Origin of the sequence: Variovorax sp. Varisp41 (assembly GCF_047325085.1) — a bacterium.
GTDB lineage: Bacteria > Pseudomonadota > Gammaproteobacteria > Burkholderiales > Burkholderiaceae_C > Variovorax.
Genome location: NZ_CP168540.1, coordinates 1,576,592 through 1,599,544 on the forward strand (window position 1 = coordinate 1,576,592; position 22,953 = coordinate 1,599,544).

Below are 22,953 nucleotides of genomic sequence, written 5' to 3' on the forward strand. Positions count from 1 at the left end.
GTACAAAATCTCCAGCGGCAGGAATGAGGACCGCAGTGTATCGAAATCAAAAAAGGCACGCAATATCAGCTACTTGCATCCTTTTCTTCATTCGAATACCAAGGATCGCCCGAAAACCTAACCTTGTGCCGCCACTCTCTCAGCTTGGCTCTGTAACTTGTTGAGCGCACTCAAATAAGCCTTTGCCGACGCCACAACGATGTCGGGATCCGCCCCGACGCCGTTGACCACCCGCCCCGCGTTTTGTAACCGGACTGTAACTTCTCCCTGGCTTTCCGTCGAGCCACTGATGGCATTGACCGAGTAAAGAACCATCTCGGCGCCGCTCTTGACGTGCGATTCGATGGCCTTGAGGGAAGCGTCGACCGGGCCATTGCCGTCCGACTCGCCCGTGACTTCCTTGCCATGGACGGTGAAGACGACCTTCGCCTGGGGGCGTTCGCCGGTTTCGCTGTGCTGAGCGAGAGAAACGAAAGCAAACTGTTCGCCAACGTTCGCACCCTCCTCCGCGCTGACAAGCGCGAGGATGTCCTCGTCGAAAATTTCGGACTTGCGGTCGGCCAGCTCCTTGAAGCGCAGGAAGGCGGCGTTGATCTCGCCCTCGCTCTCCATGGTCACGCCGAGTTCCTGCAGCCGCTGCTTGAAGGCGTTGCGGCCGCTGAGCTTGCCCAGCACGATCTTGTTGGCGCTCCAGCCCACGTCCTCGGCCCGCATGATCTCGTAGGTGTCGCGCGCCTTGAGCACGCCGTCCTGGTGGATGCCCGAGGCATGCGCGAAGGCATTGGCGCCCACCACGGCCTTGTTGGGCTGCACCACGAAGCCGGTGGTCTGGCTGACCATGCGGCTCGCGGCCACGATGTGCTGGGTGTCGATGTTCAGCGCGAGGCCGAAGTAGTCCTTGCGGGTCTTCACGGCCATCACGATCTCCTCGAGCGAGCAGTTGCCCGCGCGCTCGCCGAGGCCGTTGATGGTGCATTCGACCTGACGCGCGCCGCCGATCTTCACGCCGGCCAGCGAGTTCGCCACCGCCATGCCGAGGTCGTTGTGGCAATGCACCGACCAGATCGCCTTGTCGCTGTTGGGAATGCGCTCGCGCAGCGTCTTGATGAAGTTGCCGTAGAGCTCGGGGATCGCATAGCCCACGGTGTCGGGCACGTTGATGGTGGTCGCGCCCTCGGCGATCACGGTCTCGAGCACGCGGCACAGGAAGTCGGGATCGCTGCGGTAGCCGTCCTCGGGGCTGAACTCCACGTCGGCCACCTGGTTGCGCGCGAAGCGCACGGCGAGCCGGGCCTGCTCGTGCACCTCGTCGGGCGACATGCGCAGCTTCTTCTCCATGTGCAGCGGCGAGGTCGCGATGAAGGTGTGGATGCGGCCGCGCGCCGCGCCCTTGAGCGCTTCGGCGGCGCGCGCGATGTCGCGGTCGTTGGCGCGCGAGAGGCCGCACACCGTCGAATCCTTGATCGCGTTGGCGATCGCCTTCACTGCCTCGAAGTCGCCATTCGAGCTGGCCGGGAAGCCGGCCTCGATGACGTCGACCCGCAGCCGCTCGAGCTGCTTGGCGATGCGCATCTTCTCGTCGCGCGTCATCGAGGCGCCGGGCGACTGCTCGCCGTCGCGCAAGGTGGTGTCGAAAATTATGAGTTGGTCGGTCATCGTGGTTCTCCTTCGTTTCTGGCCACCTGGCGCATCGGGCGGGATGGGGTTCAGACGGTCGCGGTCTCCGATTGTGCGCTGTGCGCGCCATTGCCCCTGGCGCGCTCCACGCCCGAGACGATCGCCTTCAGCGACGCGGCGATGGTGTCCTCGTCGATGCCCACGCCGAACAGCGTGCGCGATTCGTCCACGCGCAGCTCCAGGTAGGCCACGGCCTTGGCATCGGCACCGGCGCCGATCGCATGCTGGTGGTAGTCGATGACACGCACCGCATGGCCGGTCGCGGCGCTCAGCGCGTGCGTGAAGGCATCGATCGGGCCGTTGCCGCGGCCTTCGATGGCCACGGTCTCGCCGTTCCAGGCCAGGTCGCCGCGCAGAAGCACCGAGGCGTTGGCGCCGCCCTTGCCCTCCTCCTGCAGCACACGGTGCTGGAGCGCCTGTACCGACTCGATGCCGTACTCGCGCACGAACAGCTGCCACAGGTCCGCGGCCGTGAGCTCCTTGCCCGCGACGTCCATCACGCGCTGCACCGTCTGGCTGAACTCCATCTGCAGGCGGCGCGGCATCTCGATGCCGTACTCGCTCTCGAGCAGGTAGGCGATGCCGCCCTTGCCCGACTGGCTGTTGACGCGGATCACGGCCTCGTAGCTGCGGCCGACGTCCTTCGGATCGATCGGGAGGTAGGGCATGTCCCAGATGTCGCCGTCCTTGCGCGCCGAGAAGGCCTTCTTGATCGCATCCTGGTGCGAGCCCGAGAACGAGGTGTAGACCAGGTCGCCCACGTAGGGATGGCGCGGGTGCACGGGAATCTGGTTGCAGTGCTCGACCGTGGCGCGGATCTCGTCGATGTTCGAGAAGTCGAGCTCTGGCGAGACGCCCTGCGTGTAGAGGTTCAGTGCCACGTTGACGAGGTCGAGGTTGCCGGTGCGCTCGCCGTTGCCGAACAGGCAGCCTTCGATGCGGTCGGCGCCGGCCATCAACGCGAACTCGCCGGCGGCGGTGCCGGTGCCGCGGTCGTTGTGCGGATGCACCGAGAGCACGATCGCATCGCGGCGCGCGAGGTTGCGGTGCATCCACTCGATCATGTCGGCGAAGATGTTCGGCGTGGAGTGCTCGACCGTCGAGGGCAGGTTGACGATGCACTTGCGCTCGGGCGTCGGCGCCCAGACCGCGGTGACCGCATCGACCACGCGCTTGGAGAACGCGAGGTCGGTGCCCGAGAACATCTCGGGCGAGTACTGGAAGGTCCAGCGCGTGCTCGGCTGTTTCGCGGCCATCTCGTTGAACATGCGCGCATGCGAGGCGGCGAGCTCGACGATGCCGTCCTCGTCCATGCCGAGCACCACGCGGCGCATCACGGGCGCCACGGCGTTGTAGAGATGGACGATGGCGCGCGGGGCGCCCTGCAGGGCCTCGAAGGTGCGAGCGATCAGGTGGTCGCGCGCCTGCGTCAGCACCTGGATCGTCACGTCGTCGGGAATGCGGTCTTCCTCGATGAGCTTGCGCACGAAATCGAACTCGACCTGCGACGCGGAGGGAAAGCCAACCTCGATCTCCTTGAAGCCGATGGCGACCAGGGTCTCGAACATGCGCATCTTGCGCGTGATGTCCATCGGCTCGACCAGGGCCTGGTTGCCGTCACGCAGATCGGTCGACAGCCAGATCGGCGCCTTGGTCAGCACGGCGTCGGGCCAGGTGCGGTCCTTGAGACCGATGGGCGCGAAGGCACGGTATTTGGCTTGAGGTTGCTTCAACATGTCGATTTCTCTGCTGTGATGGTTGGTAATCAACCAGCAACCCCAAAAAACAAAACGGCCCGTTGCTGGTGCGAACGGGCCGTGGTGATGGATTTGCGCGTGCGCTACCGTCTCCGCCCGTGAGGGAGAGCTAGTAGGGCCTGCAGCGAAATCATCTTCGTCATGAGGGTTGCGAATTTAGCACAGCCTTCGCGGCTTTGTGAAGACGGTGCAGCAATGCCTGTCTCAGTTGTGCAATCCGCGCTCGTCGGGTTCCTCGGTCGAGGTGCTGATCACGCTGGTCTGCTGCCCCTTGGCTTTGCGCCATGCATAGACCACGTAGCCGCTCAGGCCGTAGACCACGAACAGGCCGAACAGCACCGTCGGCGGATGGATGTTGATGACCGCGATGCCGAGCGCGATCAGCACGATCACGGCGAAAGGCACGCTCTTCTTCATCTGCACGTCCTTGAAGCTGTAGAACGGCGCGTTGGTCACCATGGTGAGGCCCGCGTAGAGCGTGAAGGCGAAGGTGATCCAGGTGATCTGGGTCCACGAGAGGTACAGCACCTCGCCGCCGCGCTTGCCCCATTCGGTCATGAGCCAGATGAAGCCGGCCACCAGCGCAGCCGCCGCGGGCGACGGCAGGCCCTGGAACCAGCGCTTGTCGACCACGCCGGTGTTGACGTTGAAGCGCGCGAGCCGCAGCGCCGCGCAGGCGCAGTAGACGAAGGCCGCGATCCAGCCCCAGCGGCCCAGGCCCTTGAGCGACCATTCGTAGGCGATCAGCGCGGGCGCCGCGCCGAACGAGACCATGTCGGACAGCGAGTCCATCTGCTCGCCGAACGCACTCTGCGTGTTGGTCATGCGCGCCACGCGGCCGTCGAGGCTGTCGAGCACCATGGCCGCGAAGACGCCCAGCGCGGCGAGGTCGAAGCGCGCATTCATCGCCATCACGACCGAATAGAAGCCGCCGAACAGCGCGGCCAGCGTGAACAGGTTCGGCAGGACGTAGATGCCCTTTCGCCGCTTGCGCGGCTGGACCTCGTCGGGGACGGTGTCGTCATGCATTGGATTGGTCTCCGTCCCTCATGGGCATTGTCGGTTCAGCTATCTCTTCGATAGCAATTCGGTCGCTGGATCGCATCCCAGGGAGTGTAGTTCAGGGCCACGCCCGGCCCTCCAAGCAAAAGGGCCACCGCGAGGGTGGCCCTGGAGGATCGGGCGCCGGAGCGCCCTGCTCGCCTGGAGATCAGTTGCGGGTCTGGTCGACCAGCTTGTTCTTCTTGATCCAGGGCATCATCGCGCGCAGCTTCTCGCCGACGACTTCGATCTGATGCTCCGCATTCAGGCGACGGCGGCTGATCAGCGCGGGCTGGCCAGCGGCGGCTTCGAGCACGAAGCTCTTGGCGTATTCGCCGGTCTGGATGTCGCGCAGCACTTGCTTCATGACCTTCTTGGTCTCGTCGGTCACGATGCGCGGGCCGGTGACGTACTCGCCGTATTCGGCGTTGTTCGAGATCGAGTAGTTCATGTTGGCGATGCCGCCTTCATAGATCAGGTCGACGATCAGCTTCAGTTCGTGCAGGCATTCGAAGTACGCCATTTCGGGCGCGTAGCCGGCTTCCACCAGCGTCTCGAAACCAGCCTTGATCAGTTCCACCGTACCGCCGCACAGCACCGCTTGTTCGCCGAACAGGTCGGTCTCGGTTTCTTCGCGGAAGTTGGTCTCGATGATGCCGGCCTTGCCGCCGCCGTTGGCGGTGGCGTAGCTCAGCGCGAGGTCACGCGCCTTGCCGGTCTTGTCCTGGTGCACGGCCACGAGGTGGGGCACGCCGCCGCCTTGCGTGTAGGTGCTGCGCACGGTGTGGCCCGGGGCCTTGGGAGCGACCATCCACACGTCGAGGTCGGCGCGCGGCTGCACGAAGCCGTAGTGCACGTTGAAGCCATGCGCGAAGACCAACGAAGCGCCTTCCTTGATGTTCGGCGCGACGTCGTTCTTGTAGACGTTGGCGATCTGCTCGTCGGGCAGCAGGATCATGACGACGTCGGCGGATTTCACGGCATCGGCCACTTCGGCGACCTGGAGGCCGGCCTTGCCGACCTTGTCCCACGAAGCGCCACCCTTGCGCAGGCCGACCACGACCTTGACGCCGCTGTCGTTGAGGTTCTGCGCGTGCGCGTGGCCTTGCGAGCCGTAGCCGATGATGGCCACCGTCTTGCCCTTGATCAGGCTCAGGTCCGCGTCCTTGTCGTAATAAACCTTCATGATGTTCTCCAGATAGATATGCGAGTTGCAGTGTGTTGTGCCGTTCGTCCTGAGCCTGTCGAAGGGCTCAATGCAGTCCCCGCTCGCGCGGAGGCTTCGACAAGCTCGGCCCGAACGGACGGCGACCGAGCTCCGTTTTCATCGGGTCAGACCCGCAGGATGCGTTCGCCGCGGCCGATGCCGCTGGCGCCGGTGCGCACGGTCTCGAGGATGGCGCTGCGATCGATCGCCTCGAGGAAGGCGTCGTTCTTGCCATGGTCGCCGGTGAGCTCGATGGTGTAGCTCTTGTCGGTGACGTCGATGATGCGGCCGCGGAAGATCTCGGCCATGCGCATCATCTCCTCGCGCTCCTTGCCCACCGCGCGCACCTTCACCATCATGAGCTCGCGCTCGGTGTAGGCGCCCTCGGTCAGGTCGACCACCTTGACCACCTCGATCAGGCGGTTCAGGTGCTTGGTGATCTGCTCGATCACGTCGTCCGAACCGGCGGTGACGATGGTCATGCGCGACAGACTCGCATCCTCGGTGGGCGCGACGGTCAGCGATTCGATGTTGTAGCCACGGGCCGAGAACAGGCCCACCACGCGGGAAAGAGCGCCAGGCTCGTTTTCCAGCAGAACGGCAATGATGTGTTTCATGTGTGCGTGACTCCTCTTTTCGCCAGCGCGGAAGCTTTCGCTTTCGCCGCCCTCCCCCGCGCACGGTAATGCGCGGGCTCGGCGGGCAATAGATTCGTCAGTGAAAGGTTGAGAAACGAACGGTCGAAAACGGGCCGCGGATCAGAGATCCTCGGAGCCCAGCAGCATCTCGGTGATGCCCATTCCGGCCTTGACCATCGGGAACACGTTCTCGGTGGGGTCGGTGCGGAAATCCATGAACACGGTGCGATCCTTGAGCTTGCGTGCCTCGCGCAGCGCGGGCTCCACGTCCTGCGGACGCTCGATCAGCATGCCGACGTGGCCATAGGCCTCGGCGAGCTTCACGAAGTTGGGCAGCGCATCCATGTAGCTGTGGCTGTAGCGGCCGGAGTACTCGATCTCCTGCCACTGGCGCACCATGCCGAGGTAGCGGTTGTTCAGCGAGCAGATCTTGATCGGCGTGTTGTACTGCAGGCAGGTCGACAGTTCCTGGATGCACATCTGCACCGAGCCTTCGCCCGTGATGGTGAACACTTCCGCATCGGGCTTCGCGAGCTTGATGCCCATGGCGTAGGGGATGCCCACGCCCATGGTGCCCAGGCCGCCCGAGTTGATCCAGCGGCGCGGCTCGTCGAAACGGTAGTACTGCGCGGCCCACATCTGGTGCTGGCCGACGTCGGACGTGATGTAGGTGTCCGTGTCCTTGGTCATGTTCCACAGCGTCTCGACGACGAACTGCGGCTTGATCACGTCCTTGTTGCCCCGGTCGTACTTGAGGCAGTCGCGATCGCGCCAGCCCTCGATGGTCTTCCACCAGTTGGCGAGCGCGCCGGCGTCGGGCTTGGTCGTGCTCTCGCGGATCATCGAGATCAGCTCGGTGAGCACGTCCTTCACGTCGCCCACGATCGGGATGTCGACCTTCACGCGCTTGGAGATGCTCGAGGGGTCGATGTCGACGTGGATGATCTTGCGTTCGTTCTGCGCGAAGTGCTTCGGGTTGCCGATCACGCGGTCGTCGAAGCGCGCGCCCACGGCCAGCAGCACGTCGCAGTTCTGCATCGCGTTGTTGGCCTCGATGGTGCCGTGCATGCCCAGCATGCCGAGGAACTTGCGGTCGCTCGCCGGATAGGCGCCCAGGCCCATCAGCGTGTTGGTGACCGGGTAGCCGAGCATGTCGACCAGCGTGCGCAGTTCGTTGGTGGCATTGCCCAGCAGCACGCCGCCGCCGGTGTAGATGTAGGGACGCTTGGCGTTCAGCAGCAGCTGCAGCGCCTTGCGGATCTGGCCGCCGTGGCCCTTGCGCACCGGGTTGTACGAGCGCATCTCGACCTTCTCCGGATAGCCGGTGTAGGCCACCTTCTTGAACGAGACATCCTTGGGCACGTCCACTACCACCGGGCCCGGACGGCCGCTGCGTGCGATGTGGAAGGCCTTCTTCATCGTCATCGCCAGGTCCTTCGGATCCTTGACGAGGAAGTTGTGCTTGACGATCGGGCGCGTGATGCCGACCGTGTCGCATTCCTGGAAGGCATCCAGGCCGATCGCCGCCGTGGGGACCTGGCCCGAGATGATCACCATCGGGATCGAGTCCATGTAGGCCGTGGCGATGCCCGTGACCGCATTCGTCAGGCCCGGGCCCGAGGTGACCAGCGCCACCCCCACCTCGCCGGTGGCGCGCGCATAGCCGTCGGCCGCGTGGACCGCCGCCTGCTCGTGGCGCACCAGCACGTGCTGGATGGTGTCCTGCTTGTAGAACGCGTCGTAGATGTAGAGAACCGCGCCGCCGGGGTAGCCCCAGACGTACTGGACGCCTTCGGCCTGCAGTGCCTTGACCAGCACTTCGGCGCCCATGAGTTCTTGCGAGTGATTGCCGGCGCCGGAGGACGCGGCTGCTGCGGAAGCGAGTTCCGCCTTCGAGATTTCCATGATCAACCTTTGGAGTTTTTTCGGGAACGAAAAACCTTGGGTGCCCCTTGCCAACCCTTGTGGGGCCGCGCCAGGACTTGAGGCCAAAGCCATGGGCGGACTGATTGTTCCGCCGGACCGTGACCCGTTTGCCTTTTGACTTGCGACCGCGATTATGACACCGACGCGGCCTTCCGCCGAGCCCGTATCGCCCCGCAACACGATTCGTCAGGAGCGGCGGGCATAATTCGCGGCCAACAACGAGGCATTCCCGCCCGACATCCATTCCCACGCGGCGCCCGGCGCCCCTCTGACGCTTGGCCACCGAACAAGAACTCTCCGATTTCCTGAAAAGCGTCGAACGACGCGCTTTCAAGCGGTCGGTCTATCACGTGCGAGACGAGGAAGCGGCGCTCGACATCGTGCAGGACAGCATGATGAAGCTGGCCCAGCACTACGGCGACAAGCCCGTCGCCGAGCTGCCGATGCTGTTCCAGCGCATTCTTTCGAATTGCACGCTCGACTGGTTCCGCCGCCAGAAGACCCGCCGCGCGCTGTTCTCGAACCTCAGCGACTTCGAGGCCATCGACGACGACGGCGATTTCGACCTGCTCGAGAACTTCGCCTCCGAGACCGACTCCAGAGAGACCGAGAGCGCCGAGGACACCACGCGCCGGGCACAGGTCCTGCATGAGATCGAAGAACAGATCGCGGCATTGCCGGGCCGTCAACGCGAGGCTTTCCTGATGCGTTACTGGGAAGAAATGGACGTCGCTGAGACGGCCGCCGCCATGGGCTGCTCCGAGGGCAGCGTCAAAACCCATTGCTCGCGCGCCGTCCACGCTCTGAGCAAGGCGCTCAAAGCCAAGGGAATTTCGCTATGAATACTAAGGTTCCTCTTTCTTCCATCGCCGAAAACGAGTTCGGTCAACGCGTGGCCGCGCGCCTGTCGGCGGGCAACCAAGCGTTGCCGCACGACATCGGCGAACGCCTGCGCGTGGCGCGTGCGCAAGCCGTGGCCCAGCGCAAGCAGGCACCGCAGCTGCGTGCGGCGCCCGCGGTGGTGCAGTCGGGCAGCACCGCCGTCCTGGGCGGCGGTGGCTGGGGCTGGTGGACCCGAATCGGCACCGTGGTGCCGCTCGTGGCACTGGTGGCCGGCCTGATCACCATCAGCGTGATGCAGGACGAGGACCGCGCCAGCGAGTTGGCCGAGGTCGATTCCGCACTGCTCACCGGCGACCTGCCGCCAGCCGCCTACACCGACCCGGGCTTCGCGCAGTTCCTCAAGTCCGACGGCGCCTCCGATTGACGGCAAGCGGCCTTGCCGCTTCCGTCCTGGCTCCTCCTGTTCCTCCCCCACGCCTCCCTCCCACCGATCACCCGAATGCCACGCCGCACCCAGCCCCCCGCGATTTCGCCCCGCTCCTCGCGCTCGTGGTCGCAAGGCGTGGCGGCTCGCCTCGTCGGGGGCGGCATCGTGGCCGCCGCGGCGCTGGGATTGACGATCGCGGTCGCGCAGACCACGCCCGTGCGCTCGGAAGCGGTCCGCGCCGATACGCCCAAGGCAACGACCACCGGCACCATGGCCGCGTCCGCCGCCGCCAAGCCCGCGCAGCTCACCAAGCCGCTGTGGGCCGAGCTCACCGCCGAGCAGCAGCAAGCGCTGCAACCGCTGGCTCCGCACTGGAACACGCTCAACGTCGGCCAGAAGCGCAAGTGGCTCGCGCTGTCGCGCAACTACGCCTCGCTGCCGGCCGAGGACCAGATCACGCTGCGCAGCCGCATGATCGAATGGGCCGCGCTCAGCAACCAGCAACGCGTCCAGGCCCGGCTGAATTTCGCCGAGGTCAAGCGCGTGCCGGCCGACGAACGCAAGGCCAAGTGGGAGCAGTACCAGGCGCTGAGCGAAGAGGAAAAGCGCAAGCTCGCCGAACGCGCGCCGGCCAAGCCCAAGGGCGCGGCCATCCCGGTGCGGCCGGTGTCCTCGCAGAAGCTCGTCGCCGTTCCGGCCGTCACTTCGGCCGGCCAGCACACGCCCCGCATCCAGCTCGCGCCACCCACGGTGCCCGCAACCCCAGCCATCGTGCCGGCGGCAGCCGTCGTCGCGAATCCGCCGGCGACCGTGCCCGGTACCGCCGCAACCGCGACGGCCACCACCGCACCCGCAGCGCCTTCCGTCGCGCCCCCTGCCACCTATACGCCTCAGCCGGTGCCGGCCGAAGCCCAGGTGCCGTCTCCGTACACTTCACCGTCCGGTCCGTCGACTTCGGTATCCTCCACACCGTCTTCCACTTCCGCGGGGCGCGCGGTCGATCAATCGCCCGCCCCCTGACCCAAGGTCTCGATGGTTTCCAGCCCTTCCGAAATTTCGGAGTCGGATTCGCCTGCCCCTGCCGCATCTGACGCGTCCCTTTCCATCGCACAAGCCCCGGGACTCTGGCGCCGCATGGCCTGCTGGCTCTACGAAGGCATGCTGCTGTTCGCCGTGGTGTTCGTCTCGGGCTGGCTCTTCAGCACGCTGGGCCAGATGCGCGACGCCATGGACGAGCGGCGCCACCTGCTCCAGGCCTTCCTCTTCATCGTGTTCGGCGTCTACTTCGTCTGGTTCTGGGCCAAGGGCCAGACGCTGGCGATGAAGACCTGGAACATCCGCATCGTCGACGCGCACGGCCACCCTGTCACTCAGCGCCGTGCGCTCGCGCGCTACCTGCTGAGCTGGATCTGGTTCCTGCCGCCGCTCGCCGCCATCGCACCCTTCAAACTGTCGGGCCCCGAAGTCACGGTGCTCGTCTTCGGCTGGGTGGCCATCTGGGCGCTGCTGGCGCGCTTCCATCCGCAACGCCAGTTCTGGCACGACGCCTGGGCCGGCACCCGGCTCGTCACCTCCAAGCCCATGAGCCGCCGATGAGCGCCCTGCCCGAACTTCCCGATCCCGCCGTCAATCCGCAGAAGGCCCGCAAGGGCTTCGATCGCGTCTGGCACGCCACGCTGATCTCGCTGCACGGCCTGCGCGCCGGCTGGGGCGAGCCGGCCTTCCGGCAGGAGGCCATCCTGTCGATGGTCATGATCCCCGCCGCCTTCTGGCTCGGCCGCAGCTGGGTCGAGATCGCCCTGCTCGCGGGCAGCGCGGTGCTGGTGATGATCGTCGAACTGCTCAACACGGCCGTGGAAGCGGCCATCGACCGCATCGGCCCCGAATGGCACGACCTCTCCAAGCGCGCCAAGGACATGGGCAGCGCCGCGGTGCTGCTGTCGCTGTCGCTGTGCACCTGCATCTGGGCCGCCGCCTTGTGGACGCGCTTCGTGTCATGAGCGGGCCCGCCGCGCGAGGCATGATCGGGGGATGACCCCTGAATTTTCGATCTGCGTGTATTGCGGCTCGCGCCCCGGCGAGCGTCCCGAGTTCACCGAAGCCGCCACGGCGGTAGGCCGCTGGATCGGCCAGCAGCGTGGCCAGCTGGTCTATGGCGGCGGCCGCACCGGCCTGATGGGCACAGTGGCCGAGGCCACGCGCGCCGCGGGCGGACGCGTGGTCGGCATCATCCCCAAGGCGCTGGTCGACAAGGAACTGGCCAACCCGCTGTGCGACGAGCTGCACGTGGTCGACACCATGCACGAGCGCAAGGCGATGATGGGCGAGCGCGCCGACGCCTTCCTGGCCATGGCCGGCGGCATCGGCACCTTCGAGGAGCTGTTCGAGATCTGGACCTGGCGCCAGCTCGGCTACCACGACAAGCCGGTCGGCATCCTCAACAGCGCGGGCTACTACGACAAGCTGCTGGAATTCCTTGCCCAGAGCGTGCGCGACGGCCTGATGGGCGACTGGCAGATGAGCCTGGTGCGCACCGGCACCGAGGCCGAGCCGCTGCTCGCGGCGCTGCGTGCCGAGGTGCCGCGCCATCCGCGCGACGACCGGCTGGCCGAGAACCTCTGAACCTCTTGTGAAAGGCCGGCGAGCGCCGGCCCCTGCGGTTCAGCTCAGACCGCGTTCTCGTTCTCTTCGCCGGTGCGGATGCGCACGATGCGCTCGACGGCGGTCACGAAGATCTTGCCGTCGCCGATCTTGCCGGTGCGCGCCGAGTTCACGATGGCCTCGATGCAGCGCTCGACGTCGCCCTCGTTGACGACCACCTCGACCTTCATCTTCGGCAGGAAGTCGACCACATACTCGGCGCCGCGGTACAGCTCGGTGTGGCCCTTCTGGCGGCCGAAGCCCTTGACCTCGGTCACGGTGAGTCCGGTAACGCCCACTTCGGCCAGGGCCTCGCGTACGTCCTCGAGCTTGAAGGGTTTGACGATGGCGGTGATCTGCTTCATGGTTTGCGTGCTCCGGCGGTTTCGTTGAATTTGCTGGTGATAGGGTAACGCCAATCCTTGCCAAAACTGCGGTGCGTCACCCGGATGCCTACCGGCGCCTGGCGCCGCTTGTATTCGTTGATCTTGATGAGCCTTGCCACCCGCTCGACCACCGCGCGGTCGTAGCCCGCGGCAATAATCTCGTCGATGCCCTCGTCATCCTGCATGTAGCGTGCCAGGATCGCGTCGAGGATGTCGTAGGGCGGCAGGCTGTCCTGGTCGGTCTGGTCGGGCCGCAGCTCGGCGCTCGGGGGCCGCGTGATGATGCGCTCGGGGATCGGCTCGGTGCCGGTGCCATAGGGATCGTGGGCATTGCGCCAGCGCGCGAGCGCGAACACGGTCGTCTTCAACAGGTCCTTGATGACCGCGAAGCCGCCCGCCATGTCGCCGTAGAGCGTGCAGTAGCCGGTGGCCATCTCGCTCTTGTTGCCCGTGGTGAGAACGATCGAGCCGAACTTGTTCGACAACCCCATCAGCAGCGTGCCGCGGATGCGGGCCTGGATGTTCTCTTCGGCCGTGTCCTCGGGCCGACCCGCGAACTCGGGGGCCAGCGCCGCCTTGAACGACTCGAAGGTGTGGCGGATCGAGATCTCGTCGTAGCGCACGCCCAGGCGCCCCGCCATGTCGCGCGCATCGATCCAGCTGATGTCGGCCGTATAGGGTGAGGGCATCATCACCGCGCGCACCTTGTCCTTGCCGAGCGCATCGACCGCGATCGCGAGCACCAGCGCCGAGTCGATGCCGCCCGACAGCCCGAGGATCGCGCCCGGAAAGCCGTTCTTGCCGACGTAGTCGCGCACGCCGAGCACCAGCGCATCCCAGAGCTGGGCCTCGGCGTCGCGCGGCGCGGCGATGGGCTCGGACAGGAAGCGCACGCCCTGCGACGGTGCACGCTCGAGCTCGGCCAGCACCAGCTTCTCCTCGAAGCCCGGCGCCTGCATGGCGAGCGCGCCATCGGCCTGCAGCGCGAACGAGGCGCCGTCGAACACCACCTCGTCCTGCCCGCCCACGAGGTGGGCATAGACCAGCGGCAGCCCCACGGCGCGCGCGCGATCGGCCATGCGCGCCACGCGCTCGCCCTCCTTGCCCACGTGGTAGGGCGAGGCATTGATGACGGCCAGCACCTCGGCGCCGGCGGCGCGCGCCAGCTCGGCCGGCGCGTCGAACCAGGCGTCCTCGCAGATCAGCAGCCCGACCGACACGCCGCCGGCCTCGAACACGCAGGTGCCCTGCCCCGGCGCGAAATAGCGGCGCTCGTCGAACACCTGGTAGTTGGGCAGCTCGCGCTTGGCGTAGGTCTGGAGGATGCGGCCTTCCTTGAGCACGCTGGCCGCGTTGTGGCGCAACTGCACCGACACGGAGCGCCCGCGCAGGCTGCCGCCGCTCGGATGCCCCACCACCACGACCATGTCTTTGAGGTCGGCCAGAGCGGCGGCGATGCCTTTCACGGCATCATCGCAAGCTTCGGTGAAGGCCGGCCGCAGGAACAGGTCCTCGGCCGCGTAGCCGGCGATCGAGAGTTCGGGCGTCAGCAGAAGGCGAGCGCCCTGGGCATGGGCCTCGCGCGCGGCCGCCACGATTTTTCGGGCATTGCCGGGGAGATCGCCCACCACGAAATTGAGTTGCGCGATGGCGAGCTTGAGCGTCATACGGAAGGAAGAAACAGGCTTGAACGATTATGTCATTCGGGTTGTCGCGTCGCCGTCGGACGTGAGCCCGCAGGCCTGGAACGCGCTGCTCGCCGCGCAGGCCGAACCCTCGCCCTTCATGCGCCACGAGTACCTGGCCGCGCTGCACGAGAGCGGCAGCGCCACGCCCGAGAGCGGATGGACGGCCCAGTTCTTCACCCTCTGGCGCGGCGACACACTCGAGGCCGCCTGCCCGGTCTACGTCAAGGACCATTCCTATGGCGAGTACGTGTTCGACTGGGCCTGGGCCAACGCCTACCAGCAGCACGGCCTGGCCTACTACCCGAAGGCGACGGTCGCGGTGCCGTTCACGCCCGTGCCCGGCGCGCGCCTGCTCGCGCGCGACGCGGCCGGCCGCGCGCTGCTGGCCCAGGCGCTGGTGGCCTGGTGCAAGGAGAGCGAGCTCTCGTCGCTGCACCTGCTGTTCGGTGCCGAGGCCGACATCGAGGCCTGTACCGAGGCCGGGCTGATGCTGCGGCACACGGTGCAGTTCCATTGGCAGAACCCGGCGCCCGGCTACGCGGACTTCGAGGCCTTCCTCGCGAGCCTCTCGCACGACAAGCGCAAGAAGATCCGCCAGGAACGCCGCAAGGTCGCCGATGCCGGCGTGAGCTTCCGCTGGTCGCGCGGGACCGACATCACGCGCGCCGACTGGGACTTCTTCTACCGCTGCTACGCGCGCACCTACCGCGAGCACGGCAACCCGCCCTACCTCACGCGCGACTTCTTCCATCGCATGGCCGACACGCTGCCCGAGGCCTGGCTGCTGTTCGTCGCCGAGCGGGAGGGCAAGCCGATCGCCGCCAGCCTGATCGCGCTGGCCACCGACGATGGCACCGGCCGGCCGCTCGTGGCCTACGGTCGCTACTGGGGCGCGGTCGAGCGCGTCGACTGCCTGCACTTCGAGGCCTGCTACTACCAGCCGCTGGCCTGGTGCATCGCGCACGGCGTGCAGCGCTTCGAGGGCGGTGCGCAGGGCGAGCACAAGATGGCGCGCGCCCTGATGCCCGTGAAGACCACCAGCGCCCACTGGCTCGCGCATCCGGCCTTCGCCGACGCGGTCGAGCGCTTCCTCGAGCGCGAGGGCGAAGGCATCGAGAACTACATGGACCACCTCGGCGAGCGCAGCCCGTTCAAGGCCGCCTGAAAGCGACGGCGGGCCCGCGTCAGGCCACGGCCAAACACGGCTGCTATAAACCCCGGCAGATCGCCAACAACAAGGGGAAAAAGTCATGCCATTCGTCGGCCTGGGTCTGCACATCCTGATCGCGCTGTTCTTCGCGGTGCACGCGATGCGCCACGGCAAGCAGATGTACTGGCTCTTGATCCTGTTCAGCTTTCCGCTGCTGGGCAGCATCGTCTACTTCGTGGTCGAGTACCTGCCCGCCTCGCGCATGCAGCGCACCGCGGGCAAGGTCGCGAGCGCGGCCATCGGCTTCATCGATCCCGAGCGCGAATACCGCGCGGCCGAGCAGGCCTACGACCTCGCGCCCACGGCGCAGAACAAGCTGCGCCTCGCCAAGGCCGCGCTCGACCGCGGCCAGGCCGGCGAGGCGGTCGGGCATTACCGCGATGCGCTCAAGGGCCCGCTGGCCTCCGATCCCGAACTTCAGTTCGGCCTCGCGAGCGCGCTGCTGGCCGCGGGCGGTCCCGGCGCGGGTGGCGAAGCGATGCAGGCACTGCAAAGCCTGCGCTCGACCCGCGACGACTACCGCAAGGACGAGGTCGCGCTGCTGGTGGCCCGCGCCCTGGCCGCCGAGGGCCGCAACGACGAGGCGCGCCAGGCTTTCGAATCGACACTGAGCCTCTACAACACCGTCGAGGCGCGGGCGCGCTACGTGGCCTGGCTCGCGCAGCAGGGCGACGGCGCCGCCGCGCAGCGCCAGTGGGACGAGCTCCAGCAGGCCGCGCGCCACTGGAACTCGCACGCCCGCTCGGTCAACCGCGAATGGATGCGGCTGGCCGGCGACGCGGCCCGCGGCTGAGGTCGAGCCCGAGGCTCCGACCAAGGGCATAGCCGGCCCTGCCGTTCGGCAGATCGACAGCGGCCGGCGCGGGAACGAGCATGCGGCCATCGCGCAAGCCCGGCGCGCAGGAGAGCACCGCATGTCCGCATCGATCCGCCCCTTCTTCCCATGGGCGATGGCCCTGGGCCTCGCGGCCCTCGCCTGCGTCCCGGCCCATGCCGCCAGCTTCGACTGCGCCAAGGCCTCGAATCCCACCGAGAAGACCATCTGCGCCACGCCCGCGCTCTCGCTGCAGGACGAGAGCATGGCCGAGCTCTATCGCAAGCAGCTTGCGACACCCGATGCCGGCCAATGGGCCGCCTATCTGAAGCGCGACCAGCGCGACTGGCTCGCGGTGCGCAACCGGCACTGCAAGGCCGACGTGAAATGCCTGCGGGAGGACTACGAGCGGCGCATCCGCTACCTGGTGGAGCCGCTGCTGCACCGGACCGGCCGCTACGTGGAGGGCCGCTGTCCGAAAGACGGGCGCTTCCTGGACGTGACGCCATCGGACGACGGCGGGCTCGACATCGAGCTCTACATCTGCCCCGATGCGCGCGGCAACATGCTGCTGCAAGGCCGTGGCCGGCTCGACGAGCGGCAGCGGCTGGTGGTGCCGTTCGGCGGGCGTTGCACCCGCACCCTGCAATTCGGCACCGACCGCATCGTGGTGACCGACACGCCCGCGGGCGCCGCGGAATGCGCGAGCCCGTCGACGGCCGGCACCTTCGTGCGCGATGCGCGCCGGTCGCCGTTCGAGCAGGAGTGACTGCCCCGGAGCGACCGACACGCGCCTATCGCATCACTTCTTGTACGCGGCGATGCCGTCGAGGATTTCCTTGCGGGCGGCGTCGATGCCTTCCCAGCCCAGCACCTTGACCCACTTGCCGGCCTCGAGGTCCTTGTAGTGCTCGAAGAAGTGGCTGATGGCCTTCAGGCGCATCGGGTTCACGTCGTCCACCGATTTCCAGTGGCTGTAGATCGGCAGCACCTTGTCGGTGGGCACGGCCAGCACCTTGCCGTCCACGCCGGCTTCGTCTTCCATCATCAGGATGCCCAGCGGGCGGCAGGGCACGACCACGCCCGGCAGCAGCGGGTACGGCGCGATCACCAGCACGTCGACCGGGTCGCCGTCGCCCGACAGCGTCTGCGGCACGTAGCCGTAGTTGGCCGGGTAGTACATGGCCGTGGTCATGAAGCGGTCGACGAAGATCGCGCCCGATTCCTTGTCGACCTCGTACTTGATCGGGTCGGCGTTCATCGGGATTTCGATCACGACGTTGAAGTCGTCGGGAACGTTCTTGCCGGGGGAAACTTTGTCGAAGGCCATGTCGTTATCGAGTAGTTGAAAAGTATGAGAGGGATGCGGACAAACCCGAAGTTTACTTTCCGTGTCATGGACCCGTCGCACGCGATTTCGTTTTTGCCTGTAAATTGCAGCCGTTGGCCAATCGGCTCCGCACCCCGGCTCCCCGGGATGCAGCGAGCTTCGAGGAAGCAACGCGGCGGAAATCTCGACTCCCGCGCGTTGCACGCAACGGATCCTCGCGCTTTCCGTCTCCACGTCACAACGAACGAATGGAGAAGCAACGCATGAATGGCAACACCCCCCTCATCCTCGCCATCGTCTGCGGCCTCGTGGCCGTGGCCTACGGCATCTGGGCCCGAAGTTGGATCCTCGCCAAGGACGCGGGCAACGCGCGCATGCAGGAGATCGCGGCGGCGATCCAGCAGGGTGCGGCGGCCTACCTGGCCAAGCAGTACCGCACCATCGCCATCGTGGGCGTGGTGCTCGCGATCCTGATCGCCCTCTTCCTCGACCTCACGACCGCGGTCGGCTTCGTGGTCGGCGCGGTGCTCTCGGGCGCCTGCGGCTTCATCGGCATGAACGTCTCGGTGCGCGCCAACGTGCGCACCGCGCAGGCCGCCACCCAAGGCATCGGGCCGGCGCTCGACGTGGCCTTCCGCGGCGGCGCCATCACCGGCATGCTGGTGGTCGGGCTGGGCCTGCTGGGCGTCTCGATCTTCTACTGGTTCCTGGCCTCCAGGGGCCTGCCGAGCGGCAACCATGCGCTGGCGGCGCTGCTCAATCCGCTGATCGGCTTCGCCTTCGGCTCCTCGCTGATCTCGATCTTCGCGCGCCTCGGTGGCGGCATCTTCACCAAGGGCGCCGACGTCGGCGCCGACCTGGTGGGCAAGGTCGAGGCCGGCATCCCCGAGGACGATCCGCGCAACCCCGCGGTGATCGCCGACAACGTGGGCGACAACGTCGGCGACTGCGCCGGCATGGCGGCCGACCTGTTCGAGACCTACGCGGTGACGCTGATCGCGACCATGGTGCTCGGCGCGCTGATGGTCACGGCGGCGCCGGTCAACGCGGTGCTCTATCCGCTGGCGCTGGGCGGCGTGTCGATCGTCGCGTCGATCATCGGCTGCTTCTTCGTCAAGGCCTCGCCGGGCATGACCAACGTGATGCCGGCGCTCTACAAGGGCCTGGCGGTGGCGGGCATCCTGTCGCTGATCGCTTTCTGGTTCGTCACCAGCTGGCTCATCCCCGACAACGCGCTCGGCGCCGGCGGCAGCCAGCTCAAGCTGTTCGGCGCCTGCTTCGTGGGCCTGGCGCTGACGGCGGCGCTGGTGTGGATCACCGAGTACTACACGGGCACACAATACAAGCCGGTGCAGCACATCGCGCAGGCCTCGACCACGGGCCACGGCACCAACATCATCGCGGGCCTCGGCGTGTCGATGCGCTCGACGGCCTGGCCGGTGATCTTCGTGTGCATCGCCATCCTGGCCTCGTACGCGCTGGCCGGCCTGTTCGGCATCGCGGTGGCCGCGACCTCCATGCTCAGCATGGCCGGCATCGTGGTGGCGCTGGACGCCTACGGTCCGATCACCGACAACGCCGGCGGCATCGCCGAGATGAGCGAGTTGCCCGCGAGCGTGCGCGACATCACCGACCCGCTGGACGCTGTGGGCAACACCACCAAGGCCGTGACCAAGGGCTATGCCATCGGTTCGGCCGGCCTCGCGGCGCTGGTGCTGTTCGCCGACTACACGCACAAGCTCGAGAGCTTCGGCCTGAACATCAGCTTCAACCTCAGCGACCCGATGGTGATCGTCGGCCTGTTCATCGGCGGCCTGATCCCCTACCTGTTCGGCGCCATGGCGATGGAGGCCGTGGGCCGCGCGGCGGGCTCGGTGGTCGAGGAAGTGCGCCGGCAGTTCCGCGACATCCCCGGCATCATGGAAGGCACCGCCAAGCCCGAGTACGGCAAGGCCGTGGGCATGCTGACCGGCGCGGCCATCAAGGAGATGATGATCCCCTCGCTGCTGCCGGTGCTGGTGCCGATCGTGGTCGGCCTGCTGCTCGGTCCGAAGGCACTCGGCGGCCTGTTGATGGGCACCATCGTCACGGGCCTGTTCGTCGCCATCTCCATGTGCACCGGCGGCGGTGCCTGGGACAACGCCAAGAAGTACATCGAGGACGGCCACTTCGGCGGCAAGGGCAGCGACACGCACAAGGCCGCCGTCACCGGCGACACCGTGGGCGACCCCTACAAGGACACGGCCGGCCCGGCCGTGAACCCGCTGATCAAGATCATCAACATCGTGGCCCTGCTCATCGTGCCGCTGGTGGTGAAGTTCCATGCCGGCGATGCGACGGCCGCCGTGCCGCCCCCGGCACCGGTCGCCGCCATGGCACCGGCCGCGGTCAGCACACCGGCCGGTGCCGTGGCCTCGGGCGCGGTGACCGCGGCCGAAGCCGCCGCGGTCAAGGTCGAGAACGGCGTGGTCAAGTTCTACTTCGCCACCGGCAGCGCCGAGGTCGCGCCCAATGCCAGGGAGGCACTGGCCGACGTGATCAAGGCGGTGCAGAGCGGCAACACGGTGCTGGTGAGCGGCTACCACGACGCCACCGGCGACGCCGCGAAGAACGCCGAGCTCGCCAAGCAGCGCGCGATGGCGGTCGGCGATGCGCTCAAGGCCGCGGGCGCGCCCGAGGACAAGATCGAACTCGCCAAGCCCGAGCAGACCCAGGCCGACGGCCCCGCGGGCGAGGCGCGGCGCGTCGAGGTGAAGGTGAAGTCCTGAGGCTCGCGCCCGACTGAAACGCCATTCCGCACGGGGCGACGCTGCATCGGCGTCGCCCCGTTTTTCTTGCGCGCCGGAAAACGCACCCCATCGAAGCGAGGTGCGCGCGCCACGTTTCGCGTGACCGGGCCGCGCCGGCCCGCTACGCTTGCGCGCCAGGCATTTCGAATCCGATGACACACCTTCACCTTCGCAACGCCCTCCTCCAGGCCCTGGCGCCGCTGCTGCTCGCGGCCACCGGCGGCACGGCCTTCGCACAGGCGCCTTCGCCAGCCGACGACGTCACCTCCCTGAGCTTCGACGCCGCGCGCGCCCGCATGCTCGACCGCTCCGACAAGCTGGCCGCCGCGCGCGCGGCGGTCGAGGCCAAGCAGCTGCAGAGCGATGGCCTCAAGCGGCTGGGCGGCCCGGTGGTCAGCGTGTCGGGCCTGGCCTATGCGTACAACGCCAACCTGAACCTCGACCTCGATCCGCTCAACCAGAAGCTCGGCCAGATCGGGCAGGCGCTGCCGCCCTCGATCCAGAGCTTCATCGCGCGCGTGCCGATACCGCAACTGCCCAACAGCTACACCCTGAACCGGCACGACACCGGCTCCAACGCCTCGGTGTCGGCGGTCTGGCCGATCTACCTGGGCGGCGCCACCGACGCGGTGCGCGGCTTCGTGTCGGCGCAGACGCGCGAGGCCGAGGCCGATGCCGAACAGGCGAGCCACGAGGTCGACACGCTGCTGGTGCAGCGCTACTTCGGCGCCCAGCTCGCGCAGCGCGCGGCGCAGTTGCGCGCGCAGGCCGAGCGCACCATCGCGCAGCACGACGCGGCGGCGCAGAAGATGCTCGCGGCCGGCGTGATCTCGCGCGTCGAACGGCTGCAGGCCGGCGCGGCCTACGAGGAGGCGCGCCGCAACGCGCGCAAGGCCGAGAACGACGCCGCGCTCGCGGCCGTGGCACTGGCGCGCACGGTGCGCGCCGAGGGCCGCGTGGCGCCGCAGACGCCGCTGTTCGTGATCAGCGCGCCGGTCGAGCCTCTGGGCTGGTTCATCGATTCGGCGCTCAACCGCCACCCGGGCCTCGAGAAGGTCGCGGCCAAGAAGTCGCAGGCCGAGCAATTGCACGAGGGCGAGGAAGCGCTGCGCCGCCCGCAGGTGATCGCCTTCGGCACGCGCCAGCTCAAGAGCGGCAATGCCGACTGGGTCGCGGGCCTGGGTGTGCGCTGGACCCTGTACGACTCGGTCGACCGCGATGCGCTCTCGGCCGCGTCGCAAAAGCAGGTCGAGCAGGCCGAACGCACCGGCGCGCAGGCGCGCAGCGACATCTCGCTGCTGGTGGAACGCAACTGGCGTGCGCTCGACAACGCGCGCCGCCAGTACCTCGAGATGCAGGCCTCGGTGGAGCTGGCGCGCGAGGTGCTGAAGCTGCGCACCTCGGGCCTGCGCGAAGGCACCAGCACCACGCTCGACCTGATCGACGCCGAGACCAACCAGGCCAAGGTGCTGACCGAGCGCGCGCAGGCCGCCAACGAGTACGTGCAGGCGCTGGCCCAGCTGCTCGAGAGCGCGGGCTTGTCCGACCGCTTTTCCGACTACATCGCGCGTGCCGACGTGAAGGTGAACTGAATGATGAGTGCCAAGACCCGCAAACTGATCGCGATCCTGGCCGCGCTGCTCGTGCTGGCGCTGCTGGCCTGGGGCTTCTGGCGCGCCTCGCGGCCCGCGCCCGAGGTGTTCCAGGGCCAGATGGAGGCCCGCGAGACCGACGTGGCCGGCAAGGTGACGGCGCGCGTGGCCGAGGTGCTGGTGAAGGAAGGCGACCGCATCCAGGCCGGCGCGGTGCTGGTGCGCATGGACAGCCCCGAGGTGCGCGCCAAGCTCGCGCAGGCCACCGCCGCCGAGCAGGCCGCGCAGGCCGTGGCCCAGAAGGCACAGAACGGTGCACGGCCGCAGGAGATCGAGATGGCGCGCATGCAATGGCAGCGCGCCGAGACCGCGGCCCAGCTCGCGCAGACCTCGTTCCGTCGCGTCGACGGCCTCGCGCGCGCAGGCCGGGTGGGCGCCCAGAAGCGCGACGAGGCCGAGGCCAACTGGAAGGCCTCGCGCGACGCGGCGATCGCCGCCAGGGCGCAATACGACATGGCGCGCGCCGGCGCGCGTCCCGAGGACCAGGCCGCGGCCAGCGCGCAGGCGCGCCAGGTCGCCGGCGTGGTCGCGGAAGCGGAAGCCGCCAAGGCCGAGACCGAGCTGCGCAGCCCGGTCGCCGGCGAGGTGGCCAAGGTGCTGGCCAAGGTCGGCGAGCTCTCGCCGCAGGGCGTGGCCGTGGTCACGGTGGTCGACCTGGCCGACCAGTGGGTGGTGCTCAACGTGCGCGAGGACCGGCTGCCGCGCTTCGCGATGGGTAGCGAATTCGAGGCCCGCCTGCCCGCGCTGGCCGAGGACCGGCGCACGGCGCGCTTCAAGGTCTACTACAGCGGCGTACTGCCCGACTTCGCGACCTGGCGCGCCACCCGCGCCGGCGCCGGCTTCGACGTGCGCACCTTCGAGGTCCGCGCGCGGCCGCTGCAGCCGATCGAGGGCGCGCGGCCCGGCATGAGCGTGCTGGTCGACTAGC

Annotated in this window: 21 protein-coding genes; 12 read left to right on the plus strand and 9 right to left on the minus strand. The window is 67.6% G+C overall.

The features are described from left to right. Window positions 1-117: 117 nt before the first annotated feature. From ACEN9J_RS07350 to ACEN9J_RS07375, 6 genes are all read right to left on the minus strand, one after another. Window positions 118-1,656 (minus strand): 2-isopropylmalate synthase, encoded by a 1,539-nt coding sequence (locus tag ACEN9J_RS07350; RefSeq protein ID WP_057592482.1) that lies wholly within the window; start codon window positions 1,654-1,656, stop codon window positions 118-120. Window positions 1,657-1,706: 50 nt separating this feature from the next. Beyond that, window positions 1,707-3,413: a 2-isopropylmalate synthase gene (gene leuA, locus ACEN9J_RS07355; RefSeq protein ID WP_413763700.1), complete on the minus strand. Its 1,707-nt coding sequence runs from the start codon at window positions 3,411-3,413 to the stop codon at window positions 1,707-1,709. A gap of 225 nt (window positions 3,414-3,638) precedes the next feature. Further along, window positions 3,639-4,463, minus strand: a complete 825-nt coding sequence (pssA, locus tag ACEN9J_RS07360; protein ID WP_057592484.1) for a CDP-diacylglycerol--serine O-phosphatidyltransferase — start codon at window positions 4,461-4,463, stop codon at window positions 3,639-3,641. Between the two features lie 181 nt (window positions 4,464-4,644). Then, entirely contained in the window at window positions 4,645-5,661 is a 1,017-nt protein-coding gene (gene ilvC, locus ACEN9J_RS07365; RefSeq protein WP_057592485.1) for a ketol-acid reductoisomerase, read from the minus strand. A 146-nt stretch (window positions 5,662-5,807) separates the two neighbouring features. Next, window positions 5,808-6,299, minus strand: a complete 492-nt coding sequence (gene ilvN, locus ACEN9J_RS07370; RefSeq protein ID WP_012747479.1) for an acetolactate synthase small subunit — start codon at window positions 6,297-6,299, stop codon at window positions 5,808-5,810. A 141-nt stretch (window positions 6,300-6,440) separates the two neighbouring features. Beyond that, window positions 6,441-8,225: an acetolactate synthase 3 catalytic subunit gene (locus ACEN9J_RS07375; RefSeq protein ID WP_413763701.1), complete on the minus strand. Its 1,785-nt coding sequence runs from the start codon at window positions 8,223-8,225 to the stop codon at window positions 6,441-6,443. A gap of 296 nt (window positions 8,226-8,521) precedes the next feature. Between ACEN9J_RS07375 and ACEN9J_RS07380 the strand changes: the two genes are divergently transcribed. From ACEN9J_RS07380 to ACEN9J_RS07405, 6 genes are all read left to right on the plus strand, one after another. Beyond that, window positions 8,522-9,088 carry an RNA polymerase sigma factor gene (locus tag ACEN9J_RS07380; RefSeq protein WP_057592487.1) on the plus strand — a complete coding sequence of 189 codons (567 nt, stop codon included), beginning with the start codon at window positions 8,522-8,524 and terminating at the stop codon, window positions 9,086-9,088. After that, window positions 9,085-9,513: a DUF3619 family protein gene (locus ACEN9J_RS07385; protein WP_413763702.1), complete on the plus strand. Its 429-nt coding sequence runs from the start codon at window positions 9,085-9,087 to the stop codon at window positions 9,511-9,513. The genes ACEN9J_RS07380 and ACEN9J_RS07385 overlap by 4 nt, the downstream gene beginning before the upstream one ends. Window positions 9,514-9,588: 75 nt before the next feature. Then, complete coding sequence (locus ACEN9J_RS07390; protein WP_413763703.1) at window positions 9,589-10,536, plus strand: DUF3106 domain-containing protein; 948 nt, start codon at window positions 9,589-9,591, stop codon at window positions 10,534-10,536. A gap of 12 nt (window positions 10,537-10,548) precedes the next feature. Beyond that, complete coding sequence (locus ACEN9J_RS07395; protein ID WP_057592490.1) at window positions 10,549-11,112, plus strand: RDD family protein; 564 nt, start codon at window positions 10,549-10,551, stop codon at window positions 11,110-11,112. Beyond that, complete coding sequence (locus tag ACEN9J_RS07400; RefSeq protein ID WP_057592491.1) at window positions 11,109-11,516, plus strand: diacylglycerol kinase; 408 nt, start codon at window positions 11,109-11,111, stop codon at window positions 11,514-11,516. The genes ACEN9J_RS07395 and ACEN9J_RS07400 overlap by 4 nt, the downstream gene beginning before the upstream one ends. Before the next feature lie 31 nt (window positions 11,517-11,547). Continuing rightward, complete coding sequence (locus ACEN9J_RS07405; protein WP_057592492.1) at window positions 11,548-12,138, plus strand: TIGR00730 family Rossman fold protein; 591 nt, start codon at window positions 11,548-11,550, stop codon at window positions 12,136-12,138. Window positions 12,139-12,182: 44 nt separating this feature from the next. Here ACEN9J_RS07405 and ACEN9J_RS07410 read toward each other — a convergent pair whose 3' ends face one another. Continuing rightward, complete coding sequence (locus tag ACEN9J_RS07410; RefSeq protein ID WP_013540975.1) at window positions 12,183-12,521, minus strand: P-II family nitrogen regulator; 339 nt, start codon at window positions 12,519-12,521, stop codon at window positions 12,183-12,185. Beyond that, window positions 12,518-14,209 (minus strand): NAD+ synthase, encoded by a 1,692-nt coding sequence (locus ACEN9J_RS07415; RefSeq protein ID WP_413763704.1) that lies wholly within the window; start codon window positions 14,207-14,209, stop codon window positions 12,518-12,520. The genes ACEN9J_RS07410 and ACEN9J_RS07415 overlap by 4 nt, the downstream gene beginning before the upstream one ends. Before the next feature lie 19 nt (window positions 14,210-14,228). Here ACEN9J_RS07415 and ACEN9J_RS07420 point away from each other — a divergent pair, with 19 nt between their 5' ends. The 3 genes from ACEN9J_RS07420 to ACEN9J_RS07430 all read left to right on the plus strand — a co-directional run bounded on the left by ACEN9J_RS07420 (window position 14,229) and on the right by ACEN9J_RS07430 (window position 17,023). Then, window positions 14,229-15,395 (plus strand): GNAT family N-acetyltransferase, encoded by a 1,167-nt coding sequence (locus ACEN9J_RS07420; protein WP_413763705.1) that lies wholly within the window; start codon window positions 14,229-14,231, stop codon window positions 15,393-15,395. Between the two features lie 85 nt (window positions 15,396-15,480). After that, a complete protein-coding gene (locus tag ACEN9J_RS07425; RefSeq protein WP_057592495.1) occupies window positions 15,481-16,233 on the plus strand; it encodes a hypothetical protein in 753 nt (250 codons plus the stop codon). 121 nt (window positions 16,234-16,354) lie between these two features. Beyond that, entirely contained in the window at window positions 16,355-17,023 is a 669-nt protein-coding gene (locus ACEN9J_RS07430) for a lysozyme inhibitor LprI family protein (protein ID WP_413763706.1), read from the plus strand. Between the two features lie 33 nt (window positions 17,024-17,056). Here the strand turns inward: ACEN9J_RS07430 and ppa are convergent, their stop codons facing one another. Further along, window positions 17,057-17,584, minus strand: coding sequence for an inorganic diphosphatase (gene ppa / locus ACEN9J_RS07435; protein ID WP_057592497.1), 528 nt, complete (start codon window positions 17,582-17,584; stop codon window positions 17,057-17,059). A 263-nt stretch (window positions 17,585-17,847) separates the two neighbouring features. On the opposite strand from ppa, the gene ACEN9J_RS07440 reads away from it, so the two are divergent. The 3 genes from ACEN9J_RS07440 (at window position 17,848) to ACEN9J_RS07450 (ending at window position 22,952) form a co-directional block, all read left to right on the plus strand. Then, on the plus strand, window positions 17,848-20,352 hold the full coding sequence (locus ACEN9J_RS07440; RefSeq protein ID WP_057592531.1) for a sodium-translocating pyrophosphatase: 2,505 nt from the start codon (window positions 17,848-17,850) through the stop codon (window positions 20,350-20,352). Between the two features lie 173 nt (window positions 20,353-20,525). Continuing rightward, a complete protein-coding gene (locus ACEN9J_RS07445) occupies window positions 20,526-21,965 on the plus strand; it encodes a TolC family protein (RefSeq protein WP_413763707.1) in 1,440 nt (479 codons plus the stop codon). Beyond that, window positions 21,966-22,952 (plus strand): HlyD family secretion protein, encoded by a 987-nt coding sequence (locus ACEN9J_RS07450; protein ID WP_413763708.1) that lies wholly within the window; start codon window positions 21,966-21,968, stop codon window positions 22,950-22,952. Window position 22,953 lies beyond the last annotated feature (1 nt).

Bases quoted from the DNA above. Each gene is read 5' to 3' on its own strand.
- ACEN9J_RS07350 (WP_057592482.1), bottom strand. From the start codon at position 1,656: ATGACCGACCAACTCATAATTTTCGACACCACCTTGCGCGACGGCGAG.
- leuA (WP_413763700.1), bottom strand. From the start codon at position 3,413: ATGTTGAAGCAACCTCAAGCCAAATACCGTGCCTTCGCGCCCATCGGT.
- pssA (WP_057592484.1), bottom strand. From the start codon at position 4,463: ATGCATGACGACACCGTCCCCGACGAGGTCCAGCCGCGCAAGCGGCGA.
- ilvC (WP_057592485.1), bottom strand. From the start codon at position 5,661: ATGAAGGTTTATTACGACAAGGACGCGGACCTGAGCCTGATCAAGGGC.
- ilvN (WP_012747479.1), bottom strand. From the start codon at position 6,299: ATGAAACACATCATTGCCGTTCTGCTGGAAAACGAGCCTGGCGCTCTT.
- ACEN9J_RS07375 (WP_413763701.1), bottom strand. From the start codon at position 8,225: ATGGAAATCTCGAAGGCGGAACTCGCTTCCGCAGCAGCCGCGTCCTCC.
- ACEN9J_RS07385 (WP_413763702.1), top strand. From the start codon at position 9,085: ATGAATACTAAGGTTCCTCTTTCTTCCATCGCCGAAAACGAGTTCGGT.
- ACEN9J_RS07390 (WP_413763703.1), top strand. From the start codon at position 9,589: ATGCCACGCCGCACCCAGCCCCCCGCGATTTCGCCCCGCTCCTCGCGC.
- ACEN9J_RS07395 (WP_057592490.1), top strand. From the start codon at position 10,549: ATGGTTTCCAGCCCTTCCGAAATTTCGGAGTCGGATTCGCCTGCCCCT.
- ACEN9J_RS07400 (WP_057592491.1), top strand. From the start codon at position 11,109: ATGAGCGCCCTGCCCGAACTTCCCGATCCCGCCGTCAATCCGCAGAAG.
- ACEN9J_RS07405 (WP_057592492.1), top strand. From the start codon at position 11,548: ATGACCCCTGAATTTTCGATCTGCGTGTATTGCGGCTCGCGCCCCGGC.
- ACEN9J_RS07410 (WP_013540975.1), bottom strand. From the start codon at position 12,521: ATGAAGCAGATCACCGCCATCGTCAAACCCTTCAAGCTCGAGGACGTA.
- ACEN9J_RS07415 (WP_413763704.1), bottom strand. From the start codon at position 14,209: ATGACGCTCAAGCTCGCCATCGCGCAACTCAATTTCGTGGTGGGCGAT.
- ACEN9J_RS07425 (WP_057592495.1), top strand. From the start codon at position 15,481: ATGCCATTCGTCGGCCTGGGTCTGCACATCCTGATCGCGCTGTTCTTC.
- ACEN9J_RS07430 (WP_413763706.1), top strand. From the start codon at position 16,355: ATGTCCGCATCGATCCGCCCCTTCTTCCCATGGGCGATGGCCCTGGGC.
- ppa (WP_057592497.1), bottom strand. From the start codon at position 17,584: ATGGCCTTCGACAAAGTTTCCCCCGGCAAGAACGTTCCCGACGACTTC.
- ACEN9J_RS07440 (WP_057592531.1), top strand. From the start codon at position 17,848: ATGAATGGCAACACCCCCCTCATCCTCGCCATCGTCTGCGGCCTCGTG.
- ACEN9J_RS07445 (WP_413763707.1), top strand. From the start codon at position 20,526: ATGACACACCTTCACCTTCGCAACGCCCTCCTCCAGGCCCTGGCGCCG.
- ACEN9J_RS07450 (WP_413763708.1), top strand. From the start codon at position 21,966: ATGATGAGTGCCAAGACCCGCAAACTGATCGCGATCCTGGCCGCGCTG.